Source organism: Pelotomaculum isophthalicicum JI, assembly GCF_029478095.1.
GTDB lineage: Bacteria > Bacillota > Desulfotomaculia > Desulfotomaculales > Pelotomaculaceae > Pelotomaculum_D > Pelotomaculum_D isophthalicicum.
On record NZ_JAKOAV010000002.1, the window covers coordinates 34,367 to 58,310 of the forward strand.

Consider the following 23,944-nt stretch of genomic DNA (forward strand, 5'->3'; position numbering starts at 1 on the left):
GGACACACCTCCCTTTAAAGCCTATCTTTGGGGGTCGGAGGAATGTCCCCAACTTAAGAAAGGAGATAATAACGGGATGTATCAATGGCGGGCCAAATCTATCGAAAAGTTGATGGCTGAAAAAGAAACCAGCCGTCACCGTCTGCCGCGCACTTTGAGCGCTCTTGATCTGGCGGCTTTGGGCATAGGCGCGATCATCGGCACGGGCATTTTTGTGCTAACCGGGGTTGTCTCCGCCAATTACGCCGGCCCAGGCATTGTTCTGTCGTTTGTGCTGGCGGGTATCGCGAGCGGACTTGCCGCGCTGATATACGCGGAGATGGCTTCGATGATTCCGGTGGCCGGCAGCGCTTACACCTTTTCCTATGTGTCGCTGGGTGAAATACTGGCCTGGCTGGTAGGCTGGAATCTCATTCTGGAGTACATTGTTTCCGCAGGCGCCGTGTCAATCGGGTGGAGTTCCTATTTTGTCGATTTGCTGTCTTCCGCCGGGATAGCCCTGCCAACCGCCATTACCAGTTCCCCTTTTAGCGGTGGTATGATCAACTTGCCGGCGGCGCTAATTGTGCTCGTGCTTACAGGACTGATTATTACAGGCGCTCAGCACAGCGCGACAGCGAACAAATTTGTGGTGACAGCCAAACTCGCCGCCATTTTGCTGTTTATCGGCCTGGGTTTCAGACATATCGATCCGGCCAACTGGAAACCTTTTTTACCGTTCGGCACTGCCGGCATCGTGCATGGAGCCGCCATCGTGTTCTTCGCCTATATTGGCTTTGACGCGGTGTCAACGGCGGCGGAAGAAGTTAAGAATCCCCGGCGGGACTTGACCATAGGCATTGTGGCGTCCCTGGTCATAGCCACAGTTCTTTATATCCTTGTTTCTCTGATCCTGACCGGCATGGTTCATTATTCAGCTCTAAACACCGCTTCTCCTGTATCAGCCGCCTTGCTGCGGGTAGGACTGCCGTGGGCGGCCGCTGTTATCTCCGTGGGAGCTTTAGCGGGACTAACCAGTGTTTTGCTTGTCGTCCTTTACGGTCAAAGCCGTATTTTTTTCGCTATGGCCAGGGACGGGCTGCTGCCGCCAATTTTTGACTGGGTTCACCCTCGACTGCACACCCCCCTGTGGGACAGTCTGATTATCGGGCTGGTTGTAGCCGCCATCGGCGCCCTCCTGCCCATTTCCATAGTAGCGGAACTAGCCAATATCGGCACTCTGAGCGCCTTCATCGCCGTATCGGCAGGGCTCCTGGTCCTGCGGGCCAAGCGGCCGGACTTGCCCAGACCTTTCCGGGTCCCATGGGTGCCTGCGCTGCCTGTTATTAGTATCGCCATGTCCACCTACCTGGCATTTAATCTTCCCAACCTTACCAGAATTCGTTTCATTATATGGATTTTCGCCGGATTGTTAGTTTATTTCGCTTACGGATACAAACACAGCAATTTATCCGTAAATGACAACCCGCCTACATCCCTAAAGTTTAAAATACCTAAACCTGCTTTAAAGAAAATCTCCCACCCCACAAGAAAGCGCGATTCATAACTTCTGCACAATGGTATTGCCATCATCAGTTTCGGGAATGGATTTAGGCGCTCTGATATAATTTATTCCCGTCCCGATCAGGATAACTGCGAAAATTATCCGCAAAGCAATTTCCGGCAAACTATGAGCCAAAGAACCGCCAAGAAACGAGCCGATAAGAATGCCCGGGATTAACCCCGGCAATGTCTTCACGCTAACGTTCCCAAACCGCCAGTGGGTGTACGCGCCAACCAAACCGATAGGAATCATAGCCAGAAGAGAACTGCCTTGCGCGGTATATTGGGTAAAGCCGGTGAGCAGCACCATTGCGGGCACCATTATCGAACCCCCTCCGATCCCCAGCATTCCAGAGAGAAAACCGGTAATGCCCCCTGTAAACAAAAGGATAAATACTTTTGTCCATTCTGCTGGAGATCCGGCAATATGAGATGGATAAGACTTCAGCAGCAAAAGCATAGTTACCGCAAACAATAACCAGCCGAACGCTCTTTTAAGTTTCCATTCAGGAAGAGCATTGGCGTAACTAGCCCCTAACCTGGCAGTAAAAACGGCGACAGACACTAAAAGCATAGCAGCCGTCAGATCAACCGAACCTCTTGACATATAAGTAAGAGTTCCCGATACTCCAGTGAAGACAAAAGCAACAAGACATGTACCCTGGGCTTTGCGTTGTTCCATTTTCAAGATACGAACCATCAAGGGAATCATGATCTCGCCACCGCCAAGGCCGACGAGACCTCCAAAAATTCCTGTCGCCAAGCCAATTAGAAAATTCAATATAGCATACCTCCGGATAACTAAACCATCTTTTGATTTAAACAACTATATTACCGTATATTAAAGCTATAACCACCGGGGGTTACGACCGGTGGTTATTAAACGCAGTCTAGTTATCAATAAGGGTTTTTATACTTAGATACAACCGCCACAGCATCCCACGCCAAAAACGAGAAGGATCAAAATCAAAAAGATAATGAACGCTGGGCTGCCAAAACCTGTTCCACAGGCTTGTTCAGCTTTAACCTCGGCCATTAAGGGTACCTCCTTATTATTAAAATTTTAGTTTACTTTACTATATGAAAAGGACAGTAAATGTGTGATCACATAAACCCAGCTTCAGCCCCAATGTACAAAATATCCCACAATTGTGGGATATTCTAAAAAATTTTAAGAAGATGGATCATCTAATGCTAACGATTTGATCGATCAGCGGCTTTAGTTGACAGCTCGTACACTATCCATTCCTTGTATGTAAGAGAAAACATATTTCTATCCAAGAAGGAAATTTTAATTATTGTTCGAATCTATAAATAAAATTTTACCTTTAGGTGTGCAGTGAATGAAAACAACTTTTGTTTTGACATTATTGTTAGCATTTACTGGGTTATCTGTATTATGGGTAATTTTTTTCAAAAAGCCCAAAGATAAGGATACAATTAACAACAATGAAAATCCGGGAAAGAGAAAAGAATATAAAAGGATTCAATCCCTTATCAGGAATATGGAGGAGGAGAATCCAGAACTTATTAAAGATCTGGCGACACAATTAAATGCAGCCGCAAAACTGAAAAGTATTAAAGAATCTCACCCAGATGACATTAATCTGGTACTTAAATATTGGTTATATGATGATTGGTAATAAAAAGCTCCTGCCAGACAGGAGCGCATAAAGAAGATAGGGTATTAAAAAACCAGGGTACCGCATCCCTGGTTTTTTAATAAATAAAATAATCTTCCAGTTTAAATACAGCAGCAACTTACACCAAAAATGAGCAGGATAAAGATTAAAAAGATAATAAACGCTGGGCTGCCAAAACCCGTGCCACAACCTTCCACCGCCGCGCCAGAAGTACCGAATGCCATCCATATCACTCCTATTGTTTTTTATATAATATGCAGGAGAAAATCAATGTGTTAATGGCTGGTTAATACTAAGCTGACATTAAATACAGCCGCAGGAGATGATATATTGCCAATCTATGGTTACCCGACCAAAATAATCAAGTTAAATCCAAAGCCAGCCGGGCATACTCAATATCAGCATTTGTTCAGTGATTTCAAGTTCAATTCCCTCAAGAGTTTCAATCAACTCAAGCAAATCAGCAGGTTTGACAAAAAATGCGTATGCCCCATTATTTACAGCGGCAATGGCAGTACTTAAATCACCGTGGCCTGCGTTAATTATTACTTTCGCTTCCGGATTGAGATAGCGGATCCGCTTTAAAACTTGAATCCCGTTCATGCCCGACATATTCAAATCAGTAATGACAACGTCATATTGATTTTGCCCGTATGCCTCCATGGCTTCCCCGGGAAATGTGAATTTATCGCACCAGTGCCCGGCAGACTCTAGCGCGTTGACCAGGCTGTCCAAACAATCCTCATCATCATCTATTAATAAGATATTCATACTCTCTGCCTCCTGATTGTTGAGAGTTCCTATAACTTTATATTAACAATTCAATGTGTCAATTTTATGCAGATCCTATGAACATTTTATGAATTTATAAAAATCAAAAAAAGATCTTGGGGTACTAAATGGGTACAAAAAGCCCTCCAAAGTATAGATCCTTGGAGGGCTTGATTTCATTGGAGCGGGTGAAGGGGATCGAACCCTCAACCCTCAGCTTGGGAATTTGAGGAAACAAGAAAAATGTAAGAGTCACAAACGGAAAACACCTTAAATAACGCGGTTTTACGGGTTCTATGAACGCAATGTAAAACTCAGTATAAAAGCAAAAATTAAATCGCATTGTCGTCACAGTTGTCGTCAGAACAATTGTTTGCATGCTTAAATTCATATATTAACGATGGTGATGATAAAATCCAGTTAAATAATGAAAGAGGGGGAACCCCCTCTTCTTATTTATGCGTGAAAGAAATTATTATTTAGAAACAAGTTCTAATTTAGTGTCTAGAGCATCGGCGATTTTAACCAGGTTCTTGTAATTCGGAGGGTATTCCCTTTTTTCTATACGGGATACCATCTGTTGGGTCAAGCCGGATTTATCAGCAACGTCTTTCTGCGTCAAACCTTTTGCTTTCCTGGTTTTAATTATTTGAGCAATTAAATCAAGCTCTGCACTTGCTTCCCGGAACGCTTCTTTAAATTCCGGGTCTTTTTCACTTTTTTCTTTAATTATTCTGTTAATGTCTATCTCCTTGAACGGCATCACAACCACTCCTTTATATTTCTAACTTAATACTTCCTTCATCCTTTTTTCAGCCGTTTCAATCTCGAATAACTCTGCTTTTCCTTTCTGTTTTTTACAAGCGTGAAGCAGATAAACGCTTCCCTGTTCCACCACAACGTAAAAAATCCGGTTTTTCGCGTGAAATTTAATCTCCCATAACTTACCTTTAATTTGCCTTGTAGTTAGGCCCTCCAGAGCGTCAAATCCCTGCTTTGAAAGCCTTTTGATTATAGCATATCCGAGCGCTGATTCGTCCTTGGGTAAGCTGTCCAGGTATTCAAGAATTAAATCTTTACCTCCGCTTGTGTGATAGGTAAATACTCTCATTGGGTAGCCTCATAATATATTATATTTTTAATCCAATAAAAGTATACATCATTCATGATGTAAATTCAATAAATATTGCGCTAATTATATGAACTATTTCGCTAAAACGCTTTGCTAGGCCCGATTGTGCCGGTCTGGTACGTAGCGGCCGGCTCTGGAAGCAAGACCATGGTTTAGAAAACAGGATAAAAAAACCACTTACGGAAAACCGTAAATGACTGTTTATTTGGGGCTGGGATAACAATGTTTCTCTCTTTTACCGTGAATCCTCACTATAAATTAAACGGTAGACTTTTATGACGAAGTGCATCTGGATCTAGCGTAGCTCAGTCAGGCCATTCTATGGTCCTGCCCGACACATACACTTATTTAAATAACCCAGGGGCATATCTACTGTCACAGTTCAATGGATGGAAAAAAGAATGCTCCAGCAAAGTTATCCGAAATCTTATACCTTTGAAAGTTAATCTTAGCCTCCACAGCTTAAATTACTTAATTGCACCAAAAGAGGTTTATATTATTGTCTAATCTTAAGGTATGGGAAAAGCGAGTAACTTGTATTATAACCATTGACGATCTAGAAGAAAAGGAATTGGCTTCCCGTTTCAATAAGGATTTATTAGTTTACTGTAAGTAGTACCAAAGATTGAAAAACGGGTATTGTTTGACATACTTTATATAATTAATGCGCTTTATGGCAATAATTCGGGGAAATGTTTCAAACTTGGCCTATGCTATGGTTATCTTCTTCCGCCACTATAGCGGATTTTCTTTTTCAAAGAGACTAAGATTAACCTCTCAAAGTTGCAGGAACGAGTATCGAAGTACCAATAATTATTACTTTTATTAAATACAGCTTCTATACCGACAGAGTCATTTACTTGCTCTGGCCGGGCTACATCCTTTTGATCTAGGGAGATATGCCAATCGGATTATTCCTCATTATGTTACTTATTGTATATTGACTTATTGTATTCGAGTCTAAATAATATATTCTGAGGTGTAATAAATGGATGCGTTAAAAGTCTTTGCCAGGAACTTACGAAAATATAGAAATCAAATAGGGTTATCACAAGAAAGTTTCGCTGAAAAAGCAGGCCTTCATAGAACTTATATAAGCGCCATAGAGTGTGGTAAAAGAAGTATCGCATTGGAGAATATTCAAAAAATAGCTAATGCTCTGGGAATTGACACATATTTACTATTTGTAGATGAATCACATGATGGTGAATTGCTGGGGAAAAGGGGTGCTGAATAATGCCAACGCCTTGTGTTGCAGTTGATTTATTTTGCGGGATTGGAGGTCTCACAAAAGGTTTGGCATTATCTGGAATAAATGTTGTTGCTGGAACGTTCAGCATATGAAAATAGAATTCAACTAATTATTGAAAGTATAATTACAAATAGTCCGATTGTTCTTACAAAAAAAACTCTTGATATAAGCGGTAATTTGGATGCGAAAAAAATTAAAGCTATTTGCGATAAGCATAGAATACGGTATACCTTGCAGAATAAAGGTGTTTCCCTTGAAAAAGTAAAAAATTTTAGAAACGATTTGGCACACGGTGATGTTTCGTTTAGTGAATGTGCAAGGGATTTAACTATTGATGATTTAGAAACAATTAAGGATGAAGTATTGATTTTTTTAGATGATATACTTCAAGGAATGAAACGTTATTATGACGGGAAACTTTATAAAATAAGTTAGCTTTATTTTAATTTAGACTTAATAGAATTAATTCATATAAAATTGTAATTATATTTACCAAGAGGATATTATGGCAGATATATTTGATAAAGAAATGCGTTCTATTGTAATGAAAAAAGTTAGAACCAAAGGGAATAAATCAACAGAGTTAAAGTTAATTTCTTTGTTTAAAAAATACGACATTAAAGGATGGCGAAGAGGTTATCCTGTGAAGGGTCATCCTGATTTTGTGTTTTTACAAGCCAGGGTTGCAATTTTTGTTGATGGCTGTTTTTGGCATGGCCACGACTGTAGGAATACACGTCCAAAAGAAAACGAGGAATATTGGACAAAGAAAAGAAAGTGTAATAAAAAGCATGACCAAGAAATAACGGAATATTTTCGAAAACGTGGATGGAATGTCATTAGAGTCTGGGAGTGTGAATTAAAAAGTGTAACATTACCAAGCAAATTGGACTTCTTATTAGTTTAAACCTCACCACTAGCGTATAACCGACCCAACAGGCACCAGATCGTTCATTATTATTTCCCTTAGCTGAATTGTAGCGTCAAGTCAGACTCAGATGCAATGAAATAACTAGCGTTCCATACCAATTATTGTCCCCTAGGAGCAGGATTATATCCCTACGTCTCTGGCCAGGCCGGAATCAAGCCATCACAATCCAGTAGATTCATTAAACCTCCCCCATCTCCACTGCCTCCGCCATCGTTCTGCTGTCCAGTTTCATATATAGATTGATGCATATTAATACTGGAATAGCCCAAAACTTGTGCAACTATGCCACCGGCTTTGCAAGCTCGGCCGATCACCATCCGGGCTATGATCTAAATTAAGAAGATTGTTAATCTTCTCAAAGAGAATCCACTGCAGCTACTAATGAATGAAGGTGTGGCTTTAGTGTAGATTGCTGTAATATTAATGTTTTTTCATGGCCAAGTAGTGCCTGAACTTCAACCAGGCTACGATCGTTCTCCAGCATCCTGGTAGCAAAGGTATGGCGATTATGGAGAGCTCCCCACAATCGCCATACCTTTGCTACCAGACTATTGGACTATTGGAATTGGGGGAAGATTTACGAGTAATTCAGGAGCTTTTAGGGCACGCAAAAATGGGCACCACGGCGGATATTTATGCAGATGTGGTTGAAAAGTTAAATTAAAGAGGCGGGCGGTTTGATGTTTTGGGCACCGAAATCAAAAATGAAGTGCCACAGGCACCAAAAAGCCCTCAGAAGGATTAAGTAGAACCTCTGAGGGCTTGGATTTCATTGGAGCGGGTGAAGGGGATCGAACCCTCAACCCTCAGCTTGGGAAGCTGATGCTCTACCATTGAGCTACACCCGCAAATGGTGACCCCACCGGGATTCGAACCCGGGTTACCGCCGTGAAAGGGCGGTGTCTTAGGCCGCTTGACCATGGGGCCGTTTTGGTGGTTGGTGGTGAGTGGTTGATAGTTGGGTTTTCGTAGGAATTCGGCTAAGCCGAATTCCATCTAAACCAACTACTAACAACCAACCACTATAAACTAAATTGGTGAGCCATGGTGGACTCGAACCACCGACACCCTGATTAAAAGTCAGGTGCTCTACCGTCTGAGCTAATGGCCCAAAAGCCTTACATTTAGATATGTTACTATAACAGCGTTACAGTGTCAACAGTGAAACTAATATTTTCGCAACATACATAATGCTAAAGTTCGGCAGTCAATATGGTCTGGGTGCGTTTGCTCCCAACGCCGATGAGAGCGATAGGCGCACCGGCAACCTCGCTGATGCGTTCCAGGTACTTTCTAGCATTAATTGGAAGGTCCTCCAACTTCCCCGCCGTGGTAATATCTTCCTGCCAACCCGGCATTTCCTCATAAACCGGCACACATTCCCCTAACACCTTAAGACTGGCCGGAAAATCAGTCAAAACATCTCCCCGGTATCGATAACCTGTACATATTCTTACCTTATCCAAACCACTTAAAACATCAAGTTTAGTGATGGCAAGATAATCTAAACCATTAATCCGTACGGCATAACGGGCGATCACCCCGTCAAACCAGCCGCAGCGGCGCGGCCTGCCGGTCGTAGTTCCGTACTCGCCGCCCTTGTCCCGCATAAATACGCCTACTTCGTCATTGAGCTCGGTTGGGAAAGGTCCTTCACCCACCCGGGTGGTATAAGCTTTTACCACACCAAGCACACGGTCAATTTTGGTCGGGCCGATGCCCGCGCCGATGCAGGCCGCCCCGGCGGTTGGGTTTGAAGAAGTAACAAAGGGATACGTGCCGTAGTCAATGTCAAGCAGGGTTCCCTGCGCCCCTTCAAAAAGTATGCTTTTCCCTTGTTTAATGGCATCGTTAACAATAACCGGCACGTCCGCCACGTATTTCCTGAGAGTATCCGCATAACCTTTGTACGTTTCCAATACAGTTTTGTAATCCACACCTTCGCTATCATAAACCCTGGTTAACATACGGTTCTTAATTTCCACATTCCGTTCCAGCAAAACCGCCAATTCATCCGGATCGATCAAATCAATCATTCTGATCCCTATTCGCGCGGATTTATCCATATATGCCGGGCCGATTCCGCGGCTGGTAGTGCCGATCTTATTCTTGCCCTTACTTGCTTCCTCTGCCTGGTCCTGGAGTTGATGATAGGGGAAAATAACGTGAGCTTGCTGGCTGATTTTTAAATTTGCCGCGCTGATCCCATTACTCTCCAATGTTTCCAGCTCTTTAATCAACACCGCCGGGTCAATCACCACACCACTGCCGATAATACAGGTTTTATCCCGGTATAAAATGCCTGACGGAATTAAATGCAGCTTATAGACTTTGTCGTCGACAACCACCGTGTGCCCGGCGTTGTTGCCTCCCTGATAGCGCACAATCACATCAGCTTTTTCAGCCAGAAAATCAGTAACCTTTCCTTTACCTTCGTCCCCCCACTGAGTGCCGATAAGAACAACAGTAGACATTGGCAACCCCCTAAATCCGATTTATTATTTCCCTTGCCGCCAGAACTCCTGCCGCTGAAGCTTGGGCCAACCCTCTGGTAATACCTGCCCCGTCCCCGGCGGCAAAAAGATTTTTAACCTCAGTTTCAAGGCAGTTGGACAGTGCCAGGCGGGAAGAATAAAACTTAACCTCGACACCGTACAGCAGCGTATAGCGCGAGTAAACTCCCGGCGCAATCTGATTGAGCGCTTTGAGCATTTCAACGATCCCCATCAAGTGCCGGTAAGGAAATACCAGACTCAAATCACCAGGGGTTGCTTCAGCCAGCGTCGGCATGGTCATACACTTGGCCAGCCTATCCTTGGTAGACCGGCGGCCGGCCACCAGGTCGCCCAAACTCTGAATGATCACACCGCCCCCCAGCAAATTGGCCAGACTGGAAATATATCTGCCGTAAGCGATCGGCTCTTTAAATGGTTGAGTAAAATTCTTGCTGACCAGCACGGCAAAATTCGTGTTCTCAGTTTTGTTAAAAGCATGGCTGTGGCCGTTGACCGTAACCAGCCCGTCGTTATTTTCCAGAACCACTTCCCCGTTCGGGTTCATACAAAAAGTGCGCACTCTATCGCTAAACGTTTTAGAATAATATAATAACTTAACTTCGTAAAAAATCCGGGTGAGGTGCTCCATTACCGCGGCGGGCAATTCCACACGGACGCCGATGTCCACCGGATTCACCGACATCTTCAGTCCAAGCTGCTGTGCCACCCGCTTAAGCCAATCCGCCCCTTCCCGGCCCGGCGCCAGGATTACGCAGTTAGCATGGTAAACCTTACCCTCCTGGGTAACAATCCCCTGGGCAACCTGGTCTTTTACCAATACTTCCTCTACTTGACAGGAAGTTAGCACATCCACACCCCGGGCAACAAGAAACTCTTGCATCCGCTGAAGAATTTCGCTGGTGCGGCCGGTACCCATATGCCTGATCCGGACCGGCAGCAGCTTCAATTCAGAAAGCACCGCGCGCCGCTGCATTTCCTGGATCTCTTCCTCATGCTCCATGCCGAAAACTTGCTCAGGCGCTCCAAAATGGAGATACTCCCGGTCGATATAATCAATTAAGTCCGCCAGGTTCTTTTCTCCGGTATACAGTCCCAGGTTGCCGCCAACCTCTGTGGACAGGGTAAGCTTGCCGTCACTGAAGGCGCCGGCTCCCCCCCAGCCGCAGACAGTAGAGCAAGGCTGGCATTTGAAGCACGCGGCGTTTCGCTCGCGGGCGACACATACGCGCTTTTCAATTTCCCGGCCTTTTTCGACAATTAATATTTTTAGGCCGGCCTTTGCCTTGACGAGTTCAAGAGCGGCAAAAATACCGGCCGGTCCTGCACCGACAATGATTATATCATACTGTTTAACCAAAAAACTTCCTCCAGATATTTCACTGCAAGTAATTTGCATTTATTGTTAGCCAGTCGGCATAAAAATAACCCAAACAACAAACATTTACCAGTTGCTATTTGAGTCTCCCACAATTTGCCGGGTGAAATTAACTTAGTTTCCTTTTCCGGTCAACATTAATATTTTAATGAACAACATCTCCGGTGTCAATAAGATAATAAACAGATATTACGGCTGGTATTCATCAGCGTTTTTCAATAATGGAACAAACTTGGTCAGCTCTTTCAGAAAACCCAGTTCAACCGTTCCCACCGGGCCGTTGCGGTGTTTTGAAATAATAATTTCCGCGATCCCTTTCTTCTCCGAATCAGGATTGTAGTATTCATCCCGGTAAATAAACATCACCAGATCAGCGTCTTGCTCCAGCGCGCCGGACTCCCTCAAATCTGACATAATCGGACGCTTGTCCTGCCGCTGTTCCACCGCCCGGCTGAGCTGCGCCAAAGCCAACACAGGCACGTTCAACTCTTTGGCCAGACCTTTCAGAGCGCGGGATATATCCGCAATTTCTTGCTGGCGGTTTTCCGAACGACGGGTACCCTGCATCAACTGCAGGTAATCGATAATAATCAAGCCCAACCCCTTTTCAACCTGGAGCTGCCGGGCCTTGGCACGGATCTGCCTTATAGTGATGGCAGGCGTATCATCTATAAATATGGGCGCCTTGGCCAGCTTGCCGGCAACATCGTGCAGGGCCTGCCAGTCTCCTTCCTCAAGTGAACCGTTGCGCAAGCGCTGCTGGTCGATCTTGGCCTCGGCGCAGAGGATGCGCTGGACCAGCTGCTCCTTGGACATTTCCAGGCTGAAAATAGCTGCCGGAACGTTATGTTTTAAGGCGGCGCTATAGCCTATGCACATGCCCAGGCTGGTTTTGCCCATACTGGGCCGGCCCGCCAGAATAACCAGGTCACTGGGCTGCAGCCCGTGGCATATTTTGTCCAGGTCGCTGAAAGAAGTAGGCACACCGGTAATACTGTCCCTGTTGTTATAAAGAAATTCCATATGTGTCAACGTATCCAGCAAAATATCCTTGATCGAAAAAAAAGCCCCCGTCACGCGCTTGCTGCCCAGTTCCATGATCATCCGCTCGGCCTCGGCAATAAGCTTTTCCGGCTCCTCACTTTCGTCGTAACCCATGCCGGCGATCCGGGTGGAGAGCTGGATCAAAGTGCGCAGCAGCGACTTTTCCTCGACAATACGCGCGTAATACTCAACATTGGCGGCAATGGGGGCCATTTCCGCCAGCGAGGCAATATATGCCACACCGCCGGATTTTTCCAGATTCCCTTGCTGCCGGAGTTGTTCCGACACGGTAATCAAGTCAACCGGTCTGCTGTTCTCATTTAATGCAAGCATTGCCTCATAAATCAATCTATGGTCTTCCCGGTAAAAGTCATCGGGCTGCACCAGTTTCATCGCTTTATAAACAGCTTCCCGGTCAAGAAGAATAGCGCCAAGCACAGACTGCTCGGCGTCAATGTTCTGGGGGGGGATTTTATCCAACAGCTTGAATCACCTACTATCATTAGTAAACACTGTCTAACTGACTAAAACATCAATATCCGCGGATTGGAAAACATAACTCATGATCTCTTCCACCGAACTAACCGGGATCACCTGGATTCCCCTTAAATCTGCGGGAATATCTTTTTCATTTTCAGTCGGAACCAGAACAGTTTTGATACCTGCCTGCCTGGCGCCGTATATTTTTTCAAAAACGCCGCCTACGGCGCGGACTTTGCCCTGAATGGAAACCTCACCGGTTACGGCGACATCCTGGGGTATGGAACGGCCTTGGATCGCGCTCAAGATAGCCAGGAAAATAGCCACGCCCGCTGAAGGGCCGTCAATCCGGCCACCCCCGACTATATTTACATGCACGTCATAATTTGTCAAATCCTCACCCGTCAACTTGCGGATCACTGAAGCGGCGTTAAAAACCGAATCCTTGGCCATACTGCCGGCTGTATCATTAAAACGGATAGCTCCCTGTCCCTGATTGCGGGCGGGAAAAGCCACCGCTTCGATCTCCAGAACGGAACCCAGAAAGCCCAATACGCCAAGACCGAAAATTTTCCCCACTTCCCGCTGGGAGGAAGCCTTACGGGTTACATGCGGACTTAACCGGCTAACTCGCGCCACTTCCAGGACATCCTCGGCGGTGATCACCGGGATGGTACCCTCCCGCTCGCTGCGGTAGCAAGATAACCCGAAAGCGTCGGACAGGATATTAATGGCCTTGCGGCCTTCAATTGTATATTCACTGATAATTTCCGGGACCTGCCCGTCCATCTCCACATCCAGCTTGACAGCCGCCTGTACGAGTATCTCTTGAATATCTTTGGGAGTAAGCGGCTCAAAATAAATCTCCGCGCAGCGGGAACGAATGGCCGGGTTAATGTCAAGCGGGTCGCGCGTTGTGGCGCCGATCAAAATAAAGTCCGCAGGGGCGCCTTCTTCAAAGATCTTTTTAATATATTGAGGGATATTGTTTTCGTGCGCGTCATAATAAGAGGATTCAAAAAAGACCCTCTTATCTTCCAGTACTTTAAGCAGTTTATTTTGTAAAACCGGATCCATCTCACCAACTTCATCAATAAACAGCACACCACCGTGGGCATCGGTAACCAGACCCAGTTTGGGCTCGGGTATGCCTGTTTCCGCCAGATCCCGCTTGGCTCCCTGGTAAATTGGATCGTGCACCGAGCCGAGGAGCGGGTTGGTCACTTCCCGTGGGTCCCAGCGCAATGTTGTCCCGTTAACTTCTATAAAAGGCGCATCCTTGGCAAAAGGTGTTTTCCCCGCCTGTTTTGCCGCTTCCAACGCCAGGCGGGCTGCCGTCGTCTTTCCCACACCAGGCGGCCCGTATAAAATAATATGTTGCGGATAAGGAGAGGACAACTTGGCCAGTAATGCCTTGACTGCCCGGTCTTGACCGACAATTTCTCCAAATGAAGCCGGGCGCAAAAAATCCATAGCCGAACTGGACAGCTTTTTATGCTCCAGCTTTTCCAGCACAGCCAACTTTTTCAACGTTTGGGCATTTTCAGGCCCGGCATTGTCTTTCAGCACTTGTGCTTTTATTTCTTTAATATAATCTTCATGCCTCTGCTGGAGTCTCTCACTAACTTTTCTTTCCAGCTGATCCTCTACCGTCCGGCGGGCAATACCGTCAGCGATTTCCTCCTCAATCTGCTCCAGAATTCGTGGGATATCCACCAGCGCGGGCGGGCTTTCATAAGTCGGATCCTCGAATACCAGTTTCTGAAGGGCCAGCACTCTCTCCTCTAATTTTTCAGAGCGCATCAACTGCAACGCTTCCAGCTTACCCGCACGCAGCACTAGCTTATCTGAACCATGCAGGTTGGATAAAAGGTCATACAGCACAGTTACCTGACGTTTTAACTGAGCGTATCTTTTATGTTTACCCTTCAGTTTACTGGAAGCATCATTTTTTGAACCCCCGATACACCTTTCGAGGAATGCTTTCATCTTCTGCTCCTTCCTGATGTGGTGTTATTGTATTATTCTCCAACCACTTCCACCAAGATCTCAGCCTGAACAACAGGATGCAGCTTGGCGGCAACCGGGTAACTCCCCAATTGTTTAATCGGTTCTTTGATCACTAGTTTCTTTTTGTCCAATTCAATCTTGTGCTGGTCAGCCAGAGCATCGGCGACATCCTTATTATTGACCGACCCAAAAAGCTTACCCGCCTCGCCGGTTTTAGTTTTAACGACAACAGTAAGATTGTTCAAGCGCTTTGCCAGTTCTCTGGCCGCTTGCTCAATCTTCCGCTCTTTTACTTCAGTGGCCTGCCTGCGATCAGCCATCTCCTTCATTCTTCCTTTAGAAGCCTCACCGGCCAATCCGCGGGGAAACAAGTAATTTCTGGCGTATCCCTCGGCGACATTGATCACATCCCCACGCTTACCCTGACCAGCCACATCTTTAAGTAAAATAACTTTCATCTTGCGCCTCCCCGTAAGTTGGTCTCAATTAAGGAAAGGGGACACACCTCTATTTAATGCCTTAGCTTTGGGGCTGAGGAATGTCCCCAACGAGTTCATTTCAGGTCCGGCAACCGCCGGAAGTTTATCAAGGGGTCAGTTGCCCCTAACAATAATAATACCGTAACGCTAAAGGGAAGGTACGAAAAAGCCAGAATAAGAATAATGATTTTCAGCGGCAGCGCCAGGTTAATCTTCCGGTAATAAAAGACTGCCACGGATAGTCCCATAATCAGGTACAGAATTAACAGGACAAACAAAATATTTTTACCTGTCTTCGCCAGCGACAAGCTGAACTGGTCACCCAGCAAGGTAAGTCCCAGGCCGGCGATTAATCCCCAGATACTATACCACGGCAAATATATGGCGGAAAATAAAGGAGCCTGGGGAATCTTGAACTTCAGGCGCTCCAGAACTATACTTGACAGAATGTACGTCAGCGTGGCGGAAATTGCCGATGAAACAACTATCTGACCGGGAATATAGAATTCAAGAAGACCGACCCAATCATTAAAATTCGCCTGTTTTTCAGGATACATACTTTCTAATGCTTGCATTTGCTGGTTCATTGCCATCCACTGCTGCTCCAGCAAACGGCGTTTTTCCTGCCCCAGCACCAGGGGGTTTTCACCGGTCAGGGTATACATCAGCGTCACCGATACCACCGTCAGCACAACCGCCGCCAATAGGGAGACAACAAGACTTTTGCCGGAAGAAACATAATTCTTGAAAAGCATCCCGTACACAATTCCCAGAAGTCCGTATTGAATGATCATGATCAGCGCCGCGGCCGGCTCATGTCCGGCAAACAGCATTATAAAACCGGCTGTGGCCAGGGCCAGAATACCATACCTGGCATCAAGACGCAGCACCAAAAGTATTGCCGGAAGCGGCATTAGGATAATTGCCGGAAAATTAACTATAGGAATAAAAACTCCTGCCAGTCCGGTAACAGCGATAAGCGCGGTATAAACAATCCATTCCAACAGGCCCCCGGTTTTTTCGCCGGCTGCCAAGGGATCACCTCTTTTTATCAACCAGGTAATTTAATAGATTGGAAATGTCTCCGTACCATTTTTCCACTTCGTGGTTCTCATCGATACCCTGGCGCAGTTTGGATTCTATCTTCAAATCAAGGCGGGGAAAATTGATCCCCAGCCGCCTGCCCAAGACATAACAGGTAATCACCAGGCTGGCCAGCGCATCAAGGATCAACTCTTCACTACCCCTGAGCATTGATTTAAAAAGCGCTGAAAGGGAGGTGAGCAGGTCGGCTTTCAACCACTCTATAACCTTAATATTCTTGGCAATGCCGCCCTCTTGGCCGCCGGTAATCATTTTATGTCCTCCCGAAATGGGTAATACTCAGTAGTCAGTAGTCAGAATAAGAAAATGGTTTATTGTCTCAAGATATTCTGAATTCCGACTCCTGAATTCTGAGTACCAGAATAATAACTTTTATATTCTATGTAACCGGTTTCTTTTCCTCCCTCGCTTTATAACGAATCGTTTGTTATTTGTTCCCCTAATTGTTATACGTTTGGTGACCCTGGGGCAGTCATGCGCGGCTCAAGTTTGGCCTATATAACAATAAAGGGGAGCTTTTTGGCTCCCCATGCTGTCATTCTGCGGTATAAGGCAGAAGGGCGATATAGCGTGCCCTTTTTATTGCCGTTGTCAACAACCGCTGATGCTTGGCGCAGTTGCCTGATATCCGACGGGGCAAGATTTTTCCCCGCTCGGTAACATACTTTTTAAGACGCGGCACATCCTTATAATCAATGGCCGCCATTTTGTCCACACAAAAGCTGCAAATCCGCTTTTTGCCCCTGCGGCCTCTTTCACGTTTCAATAAAATTCCTCCTTAAACCGGCGACCTAATAACGGCTGCCTGTTGTTTTAAAACGGAATGTCATCTTCATTAAATCCTATCTCGCTGCCGTACCCCTGATTTTCACCGGCAACTGCCCCGCTCTCTTTAGCACGGTCAAGGAAACGCACGTTTTCAGCCACCACTTCGGCAGCTTTCCTGCGTATGCCCTGGCTATCGTCATAAGAGCGAATCTGCAGCCTGCCTTCGACCGCGACCAACCTGCCTTTGCCAAGATAATTGGCGCAAGTTTCGGCTTGTTTCTGCCAAACAACAATATCAATAAAGTCAGCTTCTTTTTCCCGATCCTTTGAAAAGCGCCGGTCAACCGCCAGGGTAAACTTCGCCACGGCAATCCCGCTCGTGGTATAACGCAGATCAGGCTCTTTGGTCAGCCTGCCGATTAAGATTACTTTATTTAGCATATTCCCACCGTCCCGGTCTTCTTTCCCCGGCAAACCCGGAGCTGGATTTATTCTTCTTCGCGGACAATGATATGCCTAAGCACTTCATCCGTAATCTTAAACACACGGTCAAGTTCAGAGGACACTTTGGATTCGGCGTTAATATGGAGTATGACATAAAAGCCTTCCCTGAAGTCTTTCACCTCAAAGGCCAGCCTGCGCTTACCCCATTTATCCACTTTAAGTACCTCGCCGCCTTGACTCTCGATCAAGTCTTTGAATTTATCAATGACCGCCGTGCTCTTATCTTCGTCCAGATCAGGACGGATAATAAAGACTACCTCGTACTTGCGCAAACCATTCACCTCCTCCCTATGGACTATGGCCCTACCTCACAGTAGAGCAGGGTGGAACGTCAAAATCCATATTTTGACCTGTAAATTATAACACAATGCTATTTATTTGACAAGAATAAACGAATGACTTGTGAACTTGCAACGCTCCTCATGTTCGTCACTACTGATCGCTTTTTGCAGTGCCCGGCGCTCCGGACGGGCTGTATTGGGTCATGGCCGACAAGCCGGATATCGTACCCAACCCCATGGTTTCCACTACCGAACTTGGCACAACCACCAGAGCGCCCTTCTCCTTCAACCCCTCGTAGAGTATGTTCATGGCCCTTAGCTGCAGCGCGACGGGGCTACTTTCATATGTCTTGGCGGCTTCGGCGAATTTCTCAGCGATCTCCGTTTCCGCGGTTCCCAGGATAATCCTGGCCTTGCGCTCCCTTTCAGCCTGGGCTTCCCGGGACATGGCGTCCTGAAGGTTGGCCGGTATAATCACGTCGCGTATCTCTACCGACTGAACCGAAATACCCCACGGCTCGGTACGCTGGTCAATAACTCTCTTCAGTTCTTCGTCTATCTGGTCCCGGCCAGCCAGCATTTCAGAAAGAAGCGTCTTGCCGATTAGGTCCCTTAAGGCGGTCTGCGCCGCCCAGGATACGGCATCCTTATAGTTTTCAACTTCTAGAGCCGCCTTCTCCGCGTCCCAGACCATCCAAAAAAGGACAGCGTCCACATCAACCGGAACCGTATCCTTGGTCAGAGTTTGTTCAGCGTTAAAAGGATTAGCGATCACCCGCTGGTCCACCCATGATGAAACAGAGTCGATAACCGGGATGATTAAAAACAATCCCGGCCCCGCCAGGCCTTTGAATTTACCCAGCCTGAGGATAACGGCTTTCTCCCACTGCCTGGCGACCTTGACCGCGGACGAGATTATTAAGGCGGCAATAACCGAAATCACCGACACGGCAGTGCTGTTGAGAGCGGAGCCGGCAATGAAACCCAAAACAGCGATGACAACAAATAATAACACCGCAACAGAATTTACCCTTGGTTCCGGGGCCCGCGTTTTTTCTTTTGACCGCATTTTTAAAAGCTCCTTTCTTTTATTAACCCTATTGTTTATTGTTTATTGTTTATTCTTTATCCTTTTTTCCAACTCCGTTAGTAATAACTCCGGCGCAAATCCCCGTGACGCGCATTCAATGAGCAGCGTATCGATTAAATCTTGCAAGCTCTTCTCCCTGTCATCAGCCTTTATTTCCGTTATCTCCCTGACAAAGGTTCCTTTACCCTGGCGGGTCGCCAGAAATCCTTCACTCTCTAATTCGGAGTAAACACGGGCTACCGTGTTGGCATTAATCCGCAAGTCCACGGCCATCTGGCGCACCGTCGGCAATTGGGCTCCGGGCGGGTATTTGCCTGTGGCCACCGCCAGTTTAATCTTCTCTTTCAGTTGAATATAGATTGGTATGCCACTCTTTAAATCTAAATCAAACAGCAAATAGCAAACACCTCCCAACGAACATTATACTATTATATTAGTACAATAATACAAATAGATCAATATATATTTCCCAAAAAATTAATTTGACTCCTGTGCTGGCCGCACAACTTCCTTTACCGATTTTTCAAATTTAGGGCGCGGCAGCAGCAATACCCTTCCACACTTCAAGCATTTTATCCGGAAATCCACTCCTGTGCGCATGACCTCCCACAAGTCACTGCCGCATGGATGCGCTTTTCTGGTCTTGATTACGTCGCCAACCGAAAACTTTTGCAAGCTTCTAACCTCCCCGGATACCCTTTTTGTTATGCTTTAAATATCCTAATTAATTCGAATAAATATTATTATAAAAATCTATTATCAAAAAATAATAGAATATTCAATAAATAATAACGTGCAATATTATAGCGTAAGACTATTTTCGACCGTCTTACGCTATAAATCATACAGTTTGCCAAGCTATTTATCAAACAATTTGCTTACTGAAAGATCCTCGTGGATTCTGATGATTGCCTCGCCCAATAACGGCGCCACGGAAAGAATCTTAATTTTATCAATTAACTTTTCTTTCGGTACCGGTATAGTGTTGGTAATCACCACTTCTTTTATCGGCGATTCCTCCAGCCGCTCGAGCGCCGGGCCTGATAAAACACCGTGAGTACAGCAGACATATATGTCATTAACGCCCCATTTTTTCAATGCGGCGGCCCCTAAGGTAATTGTACCGGCAGTGTCGATGATGTCGTCAACCATAATCACAGTCTTGCCGTGGATGGCGCCGATAATATTAGTGATTTCCACCATATTGGGTTCCGGCCGGCGCTTGTCGATGATGGCGATGGGCGCGCCGATACGCTCGGCTAAATCCCTGGCGCGGGTGACCCCGCCCAGGTCGGGTGACACCACTACGACATTCTCCAGTTTAGCCTGTAAAAAATATTCAGCCAGGATCGGCACTCCCGGCAAATGATCCACCGGTATGTCAAAAAACCCCTGAATCTGGCCGGCATGCAGGTCCATGGTGAGAACCCGCCTGGCCCCGCTGGCAGTAAGTATATTAGCAACCAGTTTCGAGGTAATCGGATCACGCGCCCTTGTTTTCCGGTCCTGCCGGGCGTACCCGTAGTAAGGCATCACTGCCGTAATGCGCCTGGCGGAGGCTCGCCGGACGGCATCGATCATAATCAGAAGCTCCATCAGGTTTTCGTTAACCGGTGTGCTGGTGGGCTGGATCACAAAAACATCCGCCCCCCTGACACTCTCATCAATCCTGACTTGCACTTCCCCGTCACTGAAATGCGTAACTTTTGACGCCCCGATAGTGACGCCAAGATACTGGCAAATTTCTTCAGCCAGTTCAGTGTTGGCGTTGCCGGTGAAAATCTTTAGATTCTTGTAACGCGATGACATCCTGCCAGACCCCCAAATCTTTTATCAAGGATTTAAAATATTACTAATCCTTAGCTAAAAATTTTAGCTAATCTTTTATTTTCTTCCTATCAGCCCAGTTCTTTATTGCTGTCTGTTTCGCCCGCTCAATACCCAGGGCGCCGGCGGGTATATCCTTGGTAATCGTAGAACCCGCGCCGGTAATAGCCTTGTCCCCCACCTCCACCGGCGCCACCAGATTAGTGTTGCTGCCGATAAAAGCCCCGTCGCCAATACGTGTGGTCCATTTATTGCGGCCATCGTAGTTGCAGGTAATAGTACCCGCTCCCACATTTACTTTTTTGCCAATCACAGCGTCCCCCACGTAGCTTAGATGGGGAACCTTGCTGCCATCCCCTATGTTAGACTTCTTTATTTCCACAAAATCGCCCACCTTGACACTCCGGCCCAGGGTAGTGTCAGGGCGCAAGTAGGCAAACGGGCCGATATTACAATTATCCCCAATACTACTGTCCAATACAATTGAATTTTGGATGGTAACCTGGTTGCCCACGGTGGCGTTAACCAGGCGCGAACCGGGACCAATCACACAATCTTCACCAATTACCGTGTCACCTTCGATGATAGTGAAAGGGTGAATAACCGTGTCGCGTCCCACCCTAGCCTTCCGGCTAACAAAAGTTGAGAGCGGGTCAATTACTGTAACCCCGGCTCTCATCATTTCATCCAGCACTCGCCTGCGCATATATTGTTCTGCTTCAGCCAACTGCACACGGTCGTTAATGCCTGCAAGCTCCATGGGATTTTTCAGCACGACAGCGCCGACCGTCAACCCGCTTTTAGCATATATATCTATAATGTCGGTAAGATAATATTCACCCTGGGCATTCGCGGGAGTAATCCTCGCCAGGGCGTCAAAGAGTCCGGCCCCTTCAAAACAATAAACTCCGGTATTGATTTCACGGACTAGTTTTTCATCCCCGGACGCGTCTTTCTGCTCCACAATTTTTAATACCCGGCCCTGTTCGTCCCGGATCACCCGCCCATACCCCGCCGGGTCCTCCATCTCAGCGGTCAATACTGTGGCCGCCACTCCCATAGACCGGTGTTTTTCAACTAATTCAGCCAGGGTTCCGGCTTCAATTAGAGGAGTGTCACCGCACAGCACAAGCAGACAGCCTGAGAAATCCTTCAACACAGGGCCGGCCTGCGCCAGCGCGTGGGCTGTCCCAAGCTGCTCCGCCTGGAGAACCACCTCAGCCTTATTTCCAACTTCACGGGCTACCAGATCGGCTCCGAAGCCCGCGACAACGACCGTCTTTTGGACACCGGCTCCAGTCGCCGCGTCAATAACACAAGACAGCATCGCGCTGCCGCATACAGTATGCAGTACTTTGGGTAATTTTGAATTCATCCGGGTACCCTTACCCGCGGCCAGAATCACTGCCGCCAGATTCATCCGGCGACCCCCTTTATCAAGAATTCGAACAAAACCAATCAGTTACTTTACAAAATTATTACATAAAACCATTCTACCCAAAAATCATTCTACAAAAATCTTTTATTTCCTTTCATTAAAGAGAAAAAAAGAGAGCTTACGCCCTCAATATCATGAAGTTGAAAAATTCATGATATTCTTACTAAACAACTTCACCATAGGCATTTAACACCGCTGTTTGTATTAATTCGCGAGCTGAAGATGTAATCGGGTGTGCGATATCGCGAAACTCCCCATCCGGAGTCTTCCGGCTCGGCATAGCTACAAACAAACCATTGTGCCCCTCCACAACTTTAACATCGTGGATAACGAATGAATCATCTAAAGTTACCGATACTATTGCCTTCATTTTCCCTTCCATCAAAACTTTGCGTACTCTAACGTCGGTAACTTCCAAAAAAATCACCACCTCTCCCCACATTAGTTACCGCACTATTTGGTTATATTTTCTACAACACCAGGCAAAATCCTCCTGCTTTTCAGTAATAATTACTGATTTATGAAAATATTTCCGGCACATAACCAGCTGTGGTTAAACAGGCAATTACTTGTTCGATATGTTCTTTGTTCCTTGTTTCCAAAGTCAGTTCCACTTCAGCTTGTTTTAAAGGTATCTCCTGTTTGATCCGGTCATGAGTGACTGAAATGACGTTAGCCCCGGCTTCAGCCACCACAGAGAGCAATTTCAGAAGACTGCCCGGCCTGTCTGTCACGATAGTGCGCAGCCTGACATACCGGCCGGTTTTAGCCAAACCACGCTCAATAATAATTGAAAGTGTGTTCACATCGATATTGCCGCCGCTTAAAACAACCGCCGTTTTAACATTTTCAAGCGTTGTTTTATTGTGAATCAAAGCCGCCAATCCTACCGCTCCGGCACCCTCCACCACTATCTTTGATCTTTCCAGAAGCATTAATATCGCGCTGGCAATTTCTTCATCGTCCACAATAACAAATTCATCAACACACTGTTTGATCAAGGCGAAAGTTATATCACCCGGTTCCCGGACAGCGATGCCATCCGCAAAAGTACCCGCGCCCCTGACTTTCCGCAAACCGCCTTCTATATAAGAACAGTACATTGACGGCGCGCCCTCGGCCTGCACCCCGATCACCCGCACGGACGGCTTGATTTCTTTAAGAGCAAAAGCAATGCCGGCAAGCAGGCCGCCGCCGCCAACCGGAACCAGCACAGCCTCGACATCCGGCAATTCTTCCAACAGTTCAAGGGCGATAGTCGCTTGACCGGCGACGACATCCAAATCATTAAAGCCGTGCACAAATACAGCGCCGCTTTTGCTTTGCAGTTTTCTAGCCATCTGGTAGGCCTCATCATACCCGCCGCCGGCCAAAACCACTTCCGCGCCGTATCCCTGTGTGGCCATAACCTTGGATATCGGCGCGCCCGCGGGCATTACCACAGTACAACGGATACCGGCCATAGCGGCGGCATAAGCCACACCCTGGGCGTGATTCCCGGCGGAAGCGGCAATCACGCCCAAGTCCCGGTCCTCCCCGCCCAAACTCATCACCTTGTTATAAGCCCCGCGGATTTTAAAAGAACCAGTCTTCTGCATATTTTCAAGTTTCAGATAGACAGAGTTGCCGGTTACCTTGCTGAAAGTGGTGGAGTAGTCCAATGGCGTGCGCCGGGCTATCCCAACCAAGCGGTCCCGGGCGAGGTAAATCTTTTCCATGGTCAGCCGGTCAGCCGCCATCTTATGTATTAGCTCCCT

The 23,944-nt window shown here is 46.6% G+C and carries 28 protein-coding genes and 3 tRNA genes; 6 read left to right on the forward strand and 25 right to left on the reverse strand.

Going from position 1 to position 23,944, the window contains the following annotated elements; all coding sequences use genetic code 11:
* Nucleotides 1–76 precede the first annotated feature (76 nt).
* Nucleotides 77–1,546, forward strand: coding sequence for an amino acid permease (locus tag L7E55_RS01440; RefSeq protein ID WP_277442195.1), 1,470 nt, complete (start codon nt 77–79; stop codon nt 1,544–1,546).
* Here L7E55_RS01440 and L7E55_RS01445 read toward each other — a convergent pair.
* Nucleotides 1,541–2,323: a sulfite exporter TauE/SafE family protein gene (locus tag L7E55_RS01445; protein WP_277442196.1), complete on the reverse strand. Its 783-nt coding sequence runs from the start codon at nt 2,321–2,323 to the stop codon at nt 1,541–1,543. The genes L7E55_RS01440 and L7E55_RS01445 overlap by 6 nt on opposite strands.
* Nucleotides 2,324–2,885: 562 nt before the next feature.
* Between L7E55_RS01445 and L7E55_RS01450 the strand changes: the two genes are divergently transcribed.
* Nucleotides 2,886–3,185: a hypothetical protein gene (locus L7E55_RS01450; RefSeq protein ID WP_277442197.1), complete on the forward strand. Its 300-nt coding sequence runs from the start codon at nt 2,886–2,888 to the stop codon at nt 3,183–3,185.
* Between the two features lie 101 nt (nt 3,186–3,286).
* On the opposite strand, the gene L7E55_RS01455 is transcribed toward L7E55_RS01450, so the two are convergent.
* The 4 genes from L7E55_RS01455 to L7E55_RS01470 all read right to left on the reverse strand — a co-directional run bounded on the left by L7E55_RS01455 (nt 3,287) and on the right by L7E55_RS01470 (nt 5,067).
* A complete protein-coding gene (locus L7E55_RS01455) occupies nt 3,287–3,409 on the reverse strand; it encodes a hypothetical protein (protein ID WP_277442198.1) in 123 nt (40 codons plus the stop codon).
* A gap of 142 nt (nt 3,410–3,551) precedes the next feature.
* Nucleotides 3,552–3,956, reverse strand: coding sequence for a response regulator (locus L7E55_RS01460; RefSeq protein ID WP_277442199.1), 405 nt, complete (start codon nt 3,954–3,956; stop codon nt 3,552–3,554).
* 475 nt (nt 3,957–4,431) lie between these two features.
* Nucleotides 4,432–4,719, reverse strand: a complete 288-nt coding sequence (locus tag L7E55_RS01465) for a helix-turn-helix domain-containing protein (protein WP_277442200.1) — start codon at nt 4,717–4,719, stop codon at nt 4,432–4,434.
* A 21-nt stretch (nt 4,720–4,740) separates the two neighbouring features.
* Complete coding sequence (locus L7E55_RS01470; protein WP_277442201.1) at nt 4,741–5,067, reverse strand: type II toxin-antitoxin system RelE/ParE family toxin; 327 nt, start codon at nt 5,065–5,067, stop codon at nt 4,741–4,743.
* Between the two features lie 1,009 nt (nt 5,068–6,076).
* Here L7E55_RS01470 and L7E55_RS01475 point away from each other — a divergent pair.
* The 4 genes from L7E55_RS01475 (at nt 6,077) to L7E55_RS01490 (ending at nt 7,935) form a co-directional block, all read left to right on the forward strand.
* Complete coding sequence (locus tag L7E55_RS01475) at nt 6,077–6,325, forward strand: helix-turn-helix domain-containing protein (RefSeq protein WP_277442202.1); 249 nt, start codon at nt 6,077–6,079, stop codon at nt 6,323–6,325.
* An 84-nt stretch (nt 6,326–6,409) separates the two neighbouring features.
* Nucleotides 6,410–6,775, forward strand: a complete 366-nt coding sequence (locus L7E55_RS01480) for an MAE_28990/MAE_18760 family HEPN-like nuclease (RefSeq protein WP_277442203.1) — start codon at nt 6,410–6,412, stop codon at nt 6,773–6,775.
* Nucleotides 6,776–6,845: 70 nt separating this feature from the next.
* Nucleotides 6,846–7,247: a very short patch repair endonuclease gene (locus tag L7E55_RS01485; protein ID WP_277442205.1), complete on the forward strand. Its 402-nt coding sequence runs from the start codon at nt 6,846–6,848 to the stop codon at nt 7,245–7,247.
* 523 nt (nt 7,248–7,770) lie between these two features.
* Nucleotides 7,771–7,935: a hypothetical protein gene (locus tag L7E55_RS01490; protein WP_277442206.1), complete on the forward strand. Its 165-nt coding sequence runs from the start codon at nt 7,771–7,773 to the stop codon at nt 7,933–7,935.
* Between the two features lie 109 nt (nt 7,936–8,044).
* Here L7E55_RS01490 and L7E55_RS01495 read toward each other — a convergent pair.
* The 20 genes from L7E55_RS01495 to ilvA all read right to left on the reverse strand — a co-directional run bounded on the left by L7E55_RS01495 (nt 8,045) and on the right by ilvA (nt 23,926).
* A tRNA-Gly gene (locus L7E55_RS01495) sits at nt 8,045–8,119 on the reverse strand.
* Between the two features lie 3 nt (nt 8,120–8,122).
* Nucleotides 8,123–8,198 (reverse strand) — tRNA-Glu (locus L7E55_RS01500).
* 108 nt (nt 8,199–8,306) lie between these two features.
* Nucleotides 8,307–8,382, reverse strand: a tRNA-Lys gene (locus L7E55_RS01505).
* 82 nt (nt 8,383–8,464) lie between these two features.
* On the reverse strand, nt 8,465–9,745 hold the full coding sequence (locus tag L7E55_RS01510) for an adenylosuccinate synthase (RefSeq protein ID WP_277442207.1): 1,281 nt from the start codon (nt 9,743–9,745) through the stop codon (nt 8,465–8,467).
* Nucleotides 9,746–9,755: 10 nt separating this feature from the next.
* Nucleotides 9,756–11,144 (reverse strand): NAD(P)/FAD-dependent oxidoreductase, encoded by a 1,389-nt coding sequence (locus L7E55_RS01515; protein WP_277442208.1) that lies wholly within the window; start codon nt 11,142–11,144, stop codon nt 9,756–9,758.
* 207 nt (nt 11,145–11,351) lie between these two features.
* Nucleotides 11,352–12,689 carry a replicative DNA helicase gene (dnaB, locus tag L7E55_RS01520; RefSeq protein WP_277442388.1) on the reverse strand — a complete coding sequence of 446 codons (1,338 nt, stop codon included), beginning with the start codon at nt 12,687–12,689 and terminating at the stop codon, nt 11,352–11,354.
* Nucleotides 12,690–12,722: 33 nt separating this feature from the next.
* A complete protein-coding gene (gene lonC, locus L7E55_RS01525; protein WP_277442209.1) occupies nt 12,723–14,675 on the reverse strand; it encodes a Lon family ATP-dependent protease in 1,953 nt (650 codons plus the stop codon).
* 32 nt (nt 14,676–14,707) lie between these two features.
* Nucleotides 14,708–15,154, reverse strand: a complete 447-nt coding sequence (gene rplI / locus L7E55_RS01530; RefSeq protein ID WP_277442210.1) for a 50S ribosomal protein L9 — start codon at nt 15,152–15,154, stop codon at nt 14,708–14,710.
* A 95-nt stretch (nt 15,155–15,249) separates the two neighbouring features.
* Nucleotides 15,250–16,209 (reverse strand): DUF2232 domain-containing protein, encoded by a 960-nt coding sequence (locus tag L7E55_RS01535; RefSeq protein WP_277442211.1) that lies wholly within the window; start codon nt 16,207–16,209, stop codon nt 15,250–15,252.
* A gap of 4 nt (nt 16,210–16,213) precedes the next feature.
* Complete coding sequence (locus L7E55_RS01540) at nt 16,214–16,531, reverse strand: MazG-like family protein (RefSeq protein WP_277442212.1); 318 nt, start codon at nt 16,529–16,531, stop codon at nt 16,214–16,216.
* Nucleotides 16,532–16,814: 283 nt separating this feature from the next.
* Nucleotides 16,815–17,045, reverse strand: a complete 231-nt coding sequence (rpsR, locus tag L7E55_RS01545) for a 30S ribosomal protein S18 (protein WP_277442213.1) — start codon at nt 17,043–17,045, stop codon at nt 16,815–16,817.
* Nucleotides 17,046–17,092: 47 nt separating this feature from the next.
* A complete protein-coding gene (locus L7E55_RS01550; protein WP_277442214.1) occupies nt 17,093–17,488 on the reverse strand; it encodes a single-stranded DNA-binding protein in 396 nt (131 codons plus the stop codon).
* 47 nt (nt 17,489–17,535) lie between these two features.
* Entirely contained in the window at nt 17,536–17,823 is a 288-nt protein-coding gene (gene rpsF, locus L7E55_RS01555) for a 30S ribosomal protein S6 (protein ID WP_277442215.1), read from the reverse strand.
* A gap of 160 nt (nt 17,824–17,983) precedes the next feature.
* The gene (locus L7E55_RS01560) at nt 17,984–18,901 is read right to left on the reverse strand and encodes a slipin family protein (RefSeq protein WP_277442216.1); all 918 of its coding nucleotides are present in this window, start codon (nt 18,899–18,901) and stop codon (nt 17,984–17,986) included.
* Between the two features lie 42 nt (nt 18,902–18,943).
* Entirely contained in the window at nt 18,944–19,318 is a 375-nt protein-coding gene (locus L7E55_RS01565) for a GntR family transcriptional regulator (protein ID WP_277442217.1), read from the reverse strand.
* An 81-nt stretch (nt 19,319–19,399) separates the two neighbouring features.
* Entirely contained in the window at nt 19,400–19,597 is a 198-nt protein-coding gene (locus L7E55_RS01570) for a DUF951 domain-containing protein (protein WP_277442218.1), read from the reverse strand.
* A 183-nt stretch (nt 19,598–19,780) separates the two neighbouring features.
* Nucleotides 19,781–20,731, reverse strand: a complete 951-nt coding sequence (locus tag L7E55_RS01575; protein ID WP_277442220.1) for a ribose-phosphate diphosphokinase — start codon at nt 20,729–20,731, stop codon at nt 19,781–19,783.
* Between the two features lie 67 nt (nt 20,732–20,798).
* Complete coding sequence (glmU, locus tag L7E55_RS01580; protein WP_277442221.1) at nt 20,799–22,169, reverse strand: bifunctional UDP-N-acetylglucosamine diphosphorylase/glucosamine-1-phosphate N-acetyltransferase GlmU; 1,371 nt, start codon at nt 22,167–22,169, stop codon at nt 20,799–20,801.
* Between the two features lie 181 nt (nt 22,170–22,350).
* A complete protein-coding gene (gene spoVG / locus L7E55_RS01585) occupies nt 22,351–22,605 on the reverse strand; it encodes a septation regulator SpoVG (protein ID WP_277442222.1) in 255 nt (84 codons plus the stop codon).
* Nucleotides 22,606–22,705: 100 nt separating this feature from the next.
* Nucleotides 22,706–23,926: a threonine ammonia-lyase gene (ilvA, locus tag L7E55_RS01590; RefSeq protein ID WP_277442224.1), complete on the reverse strand. Its 1,221-nt coding sequence runs from the start codon at nt 23,924–23,926 to the stop codon at nt 22,706–22,708.
* Nucleotides 23,927–23,944: the final 18 nt, after the last annotated feature.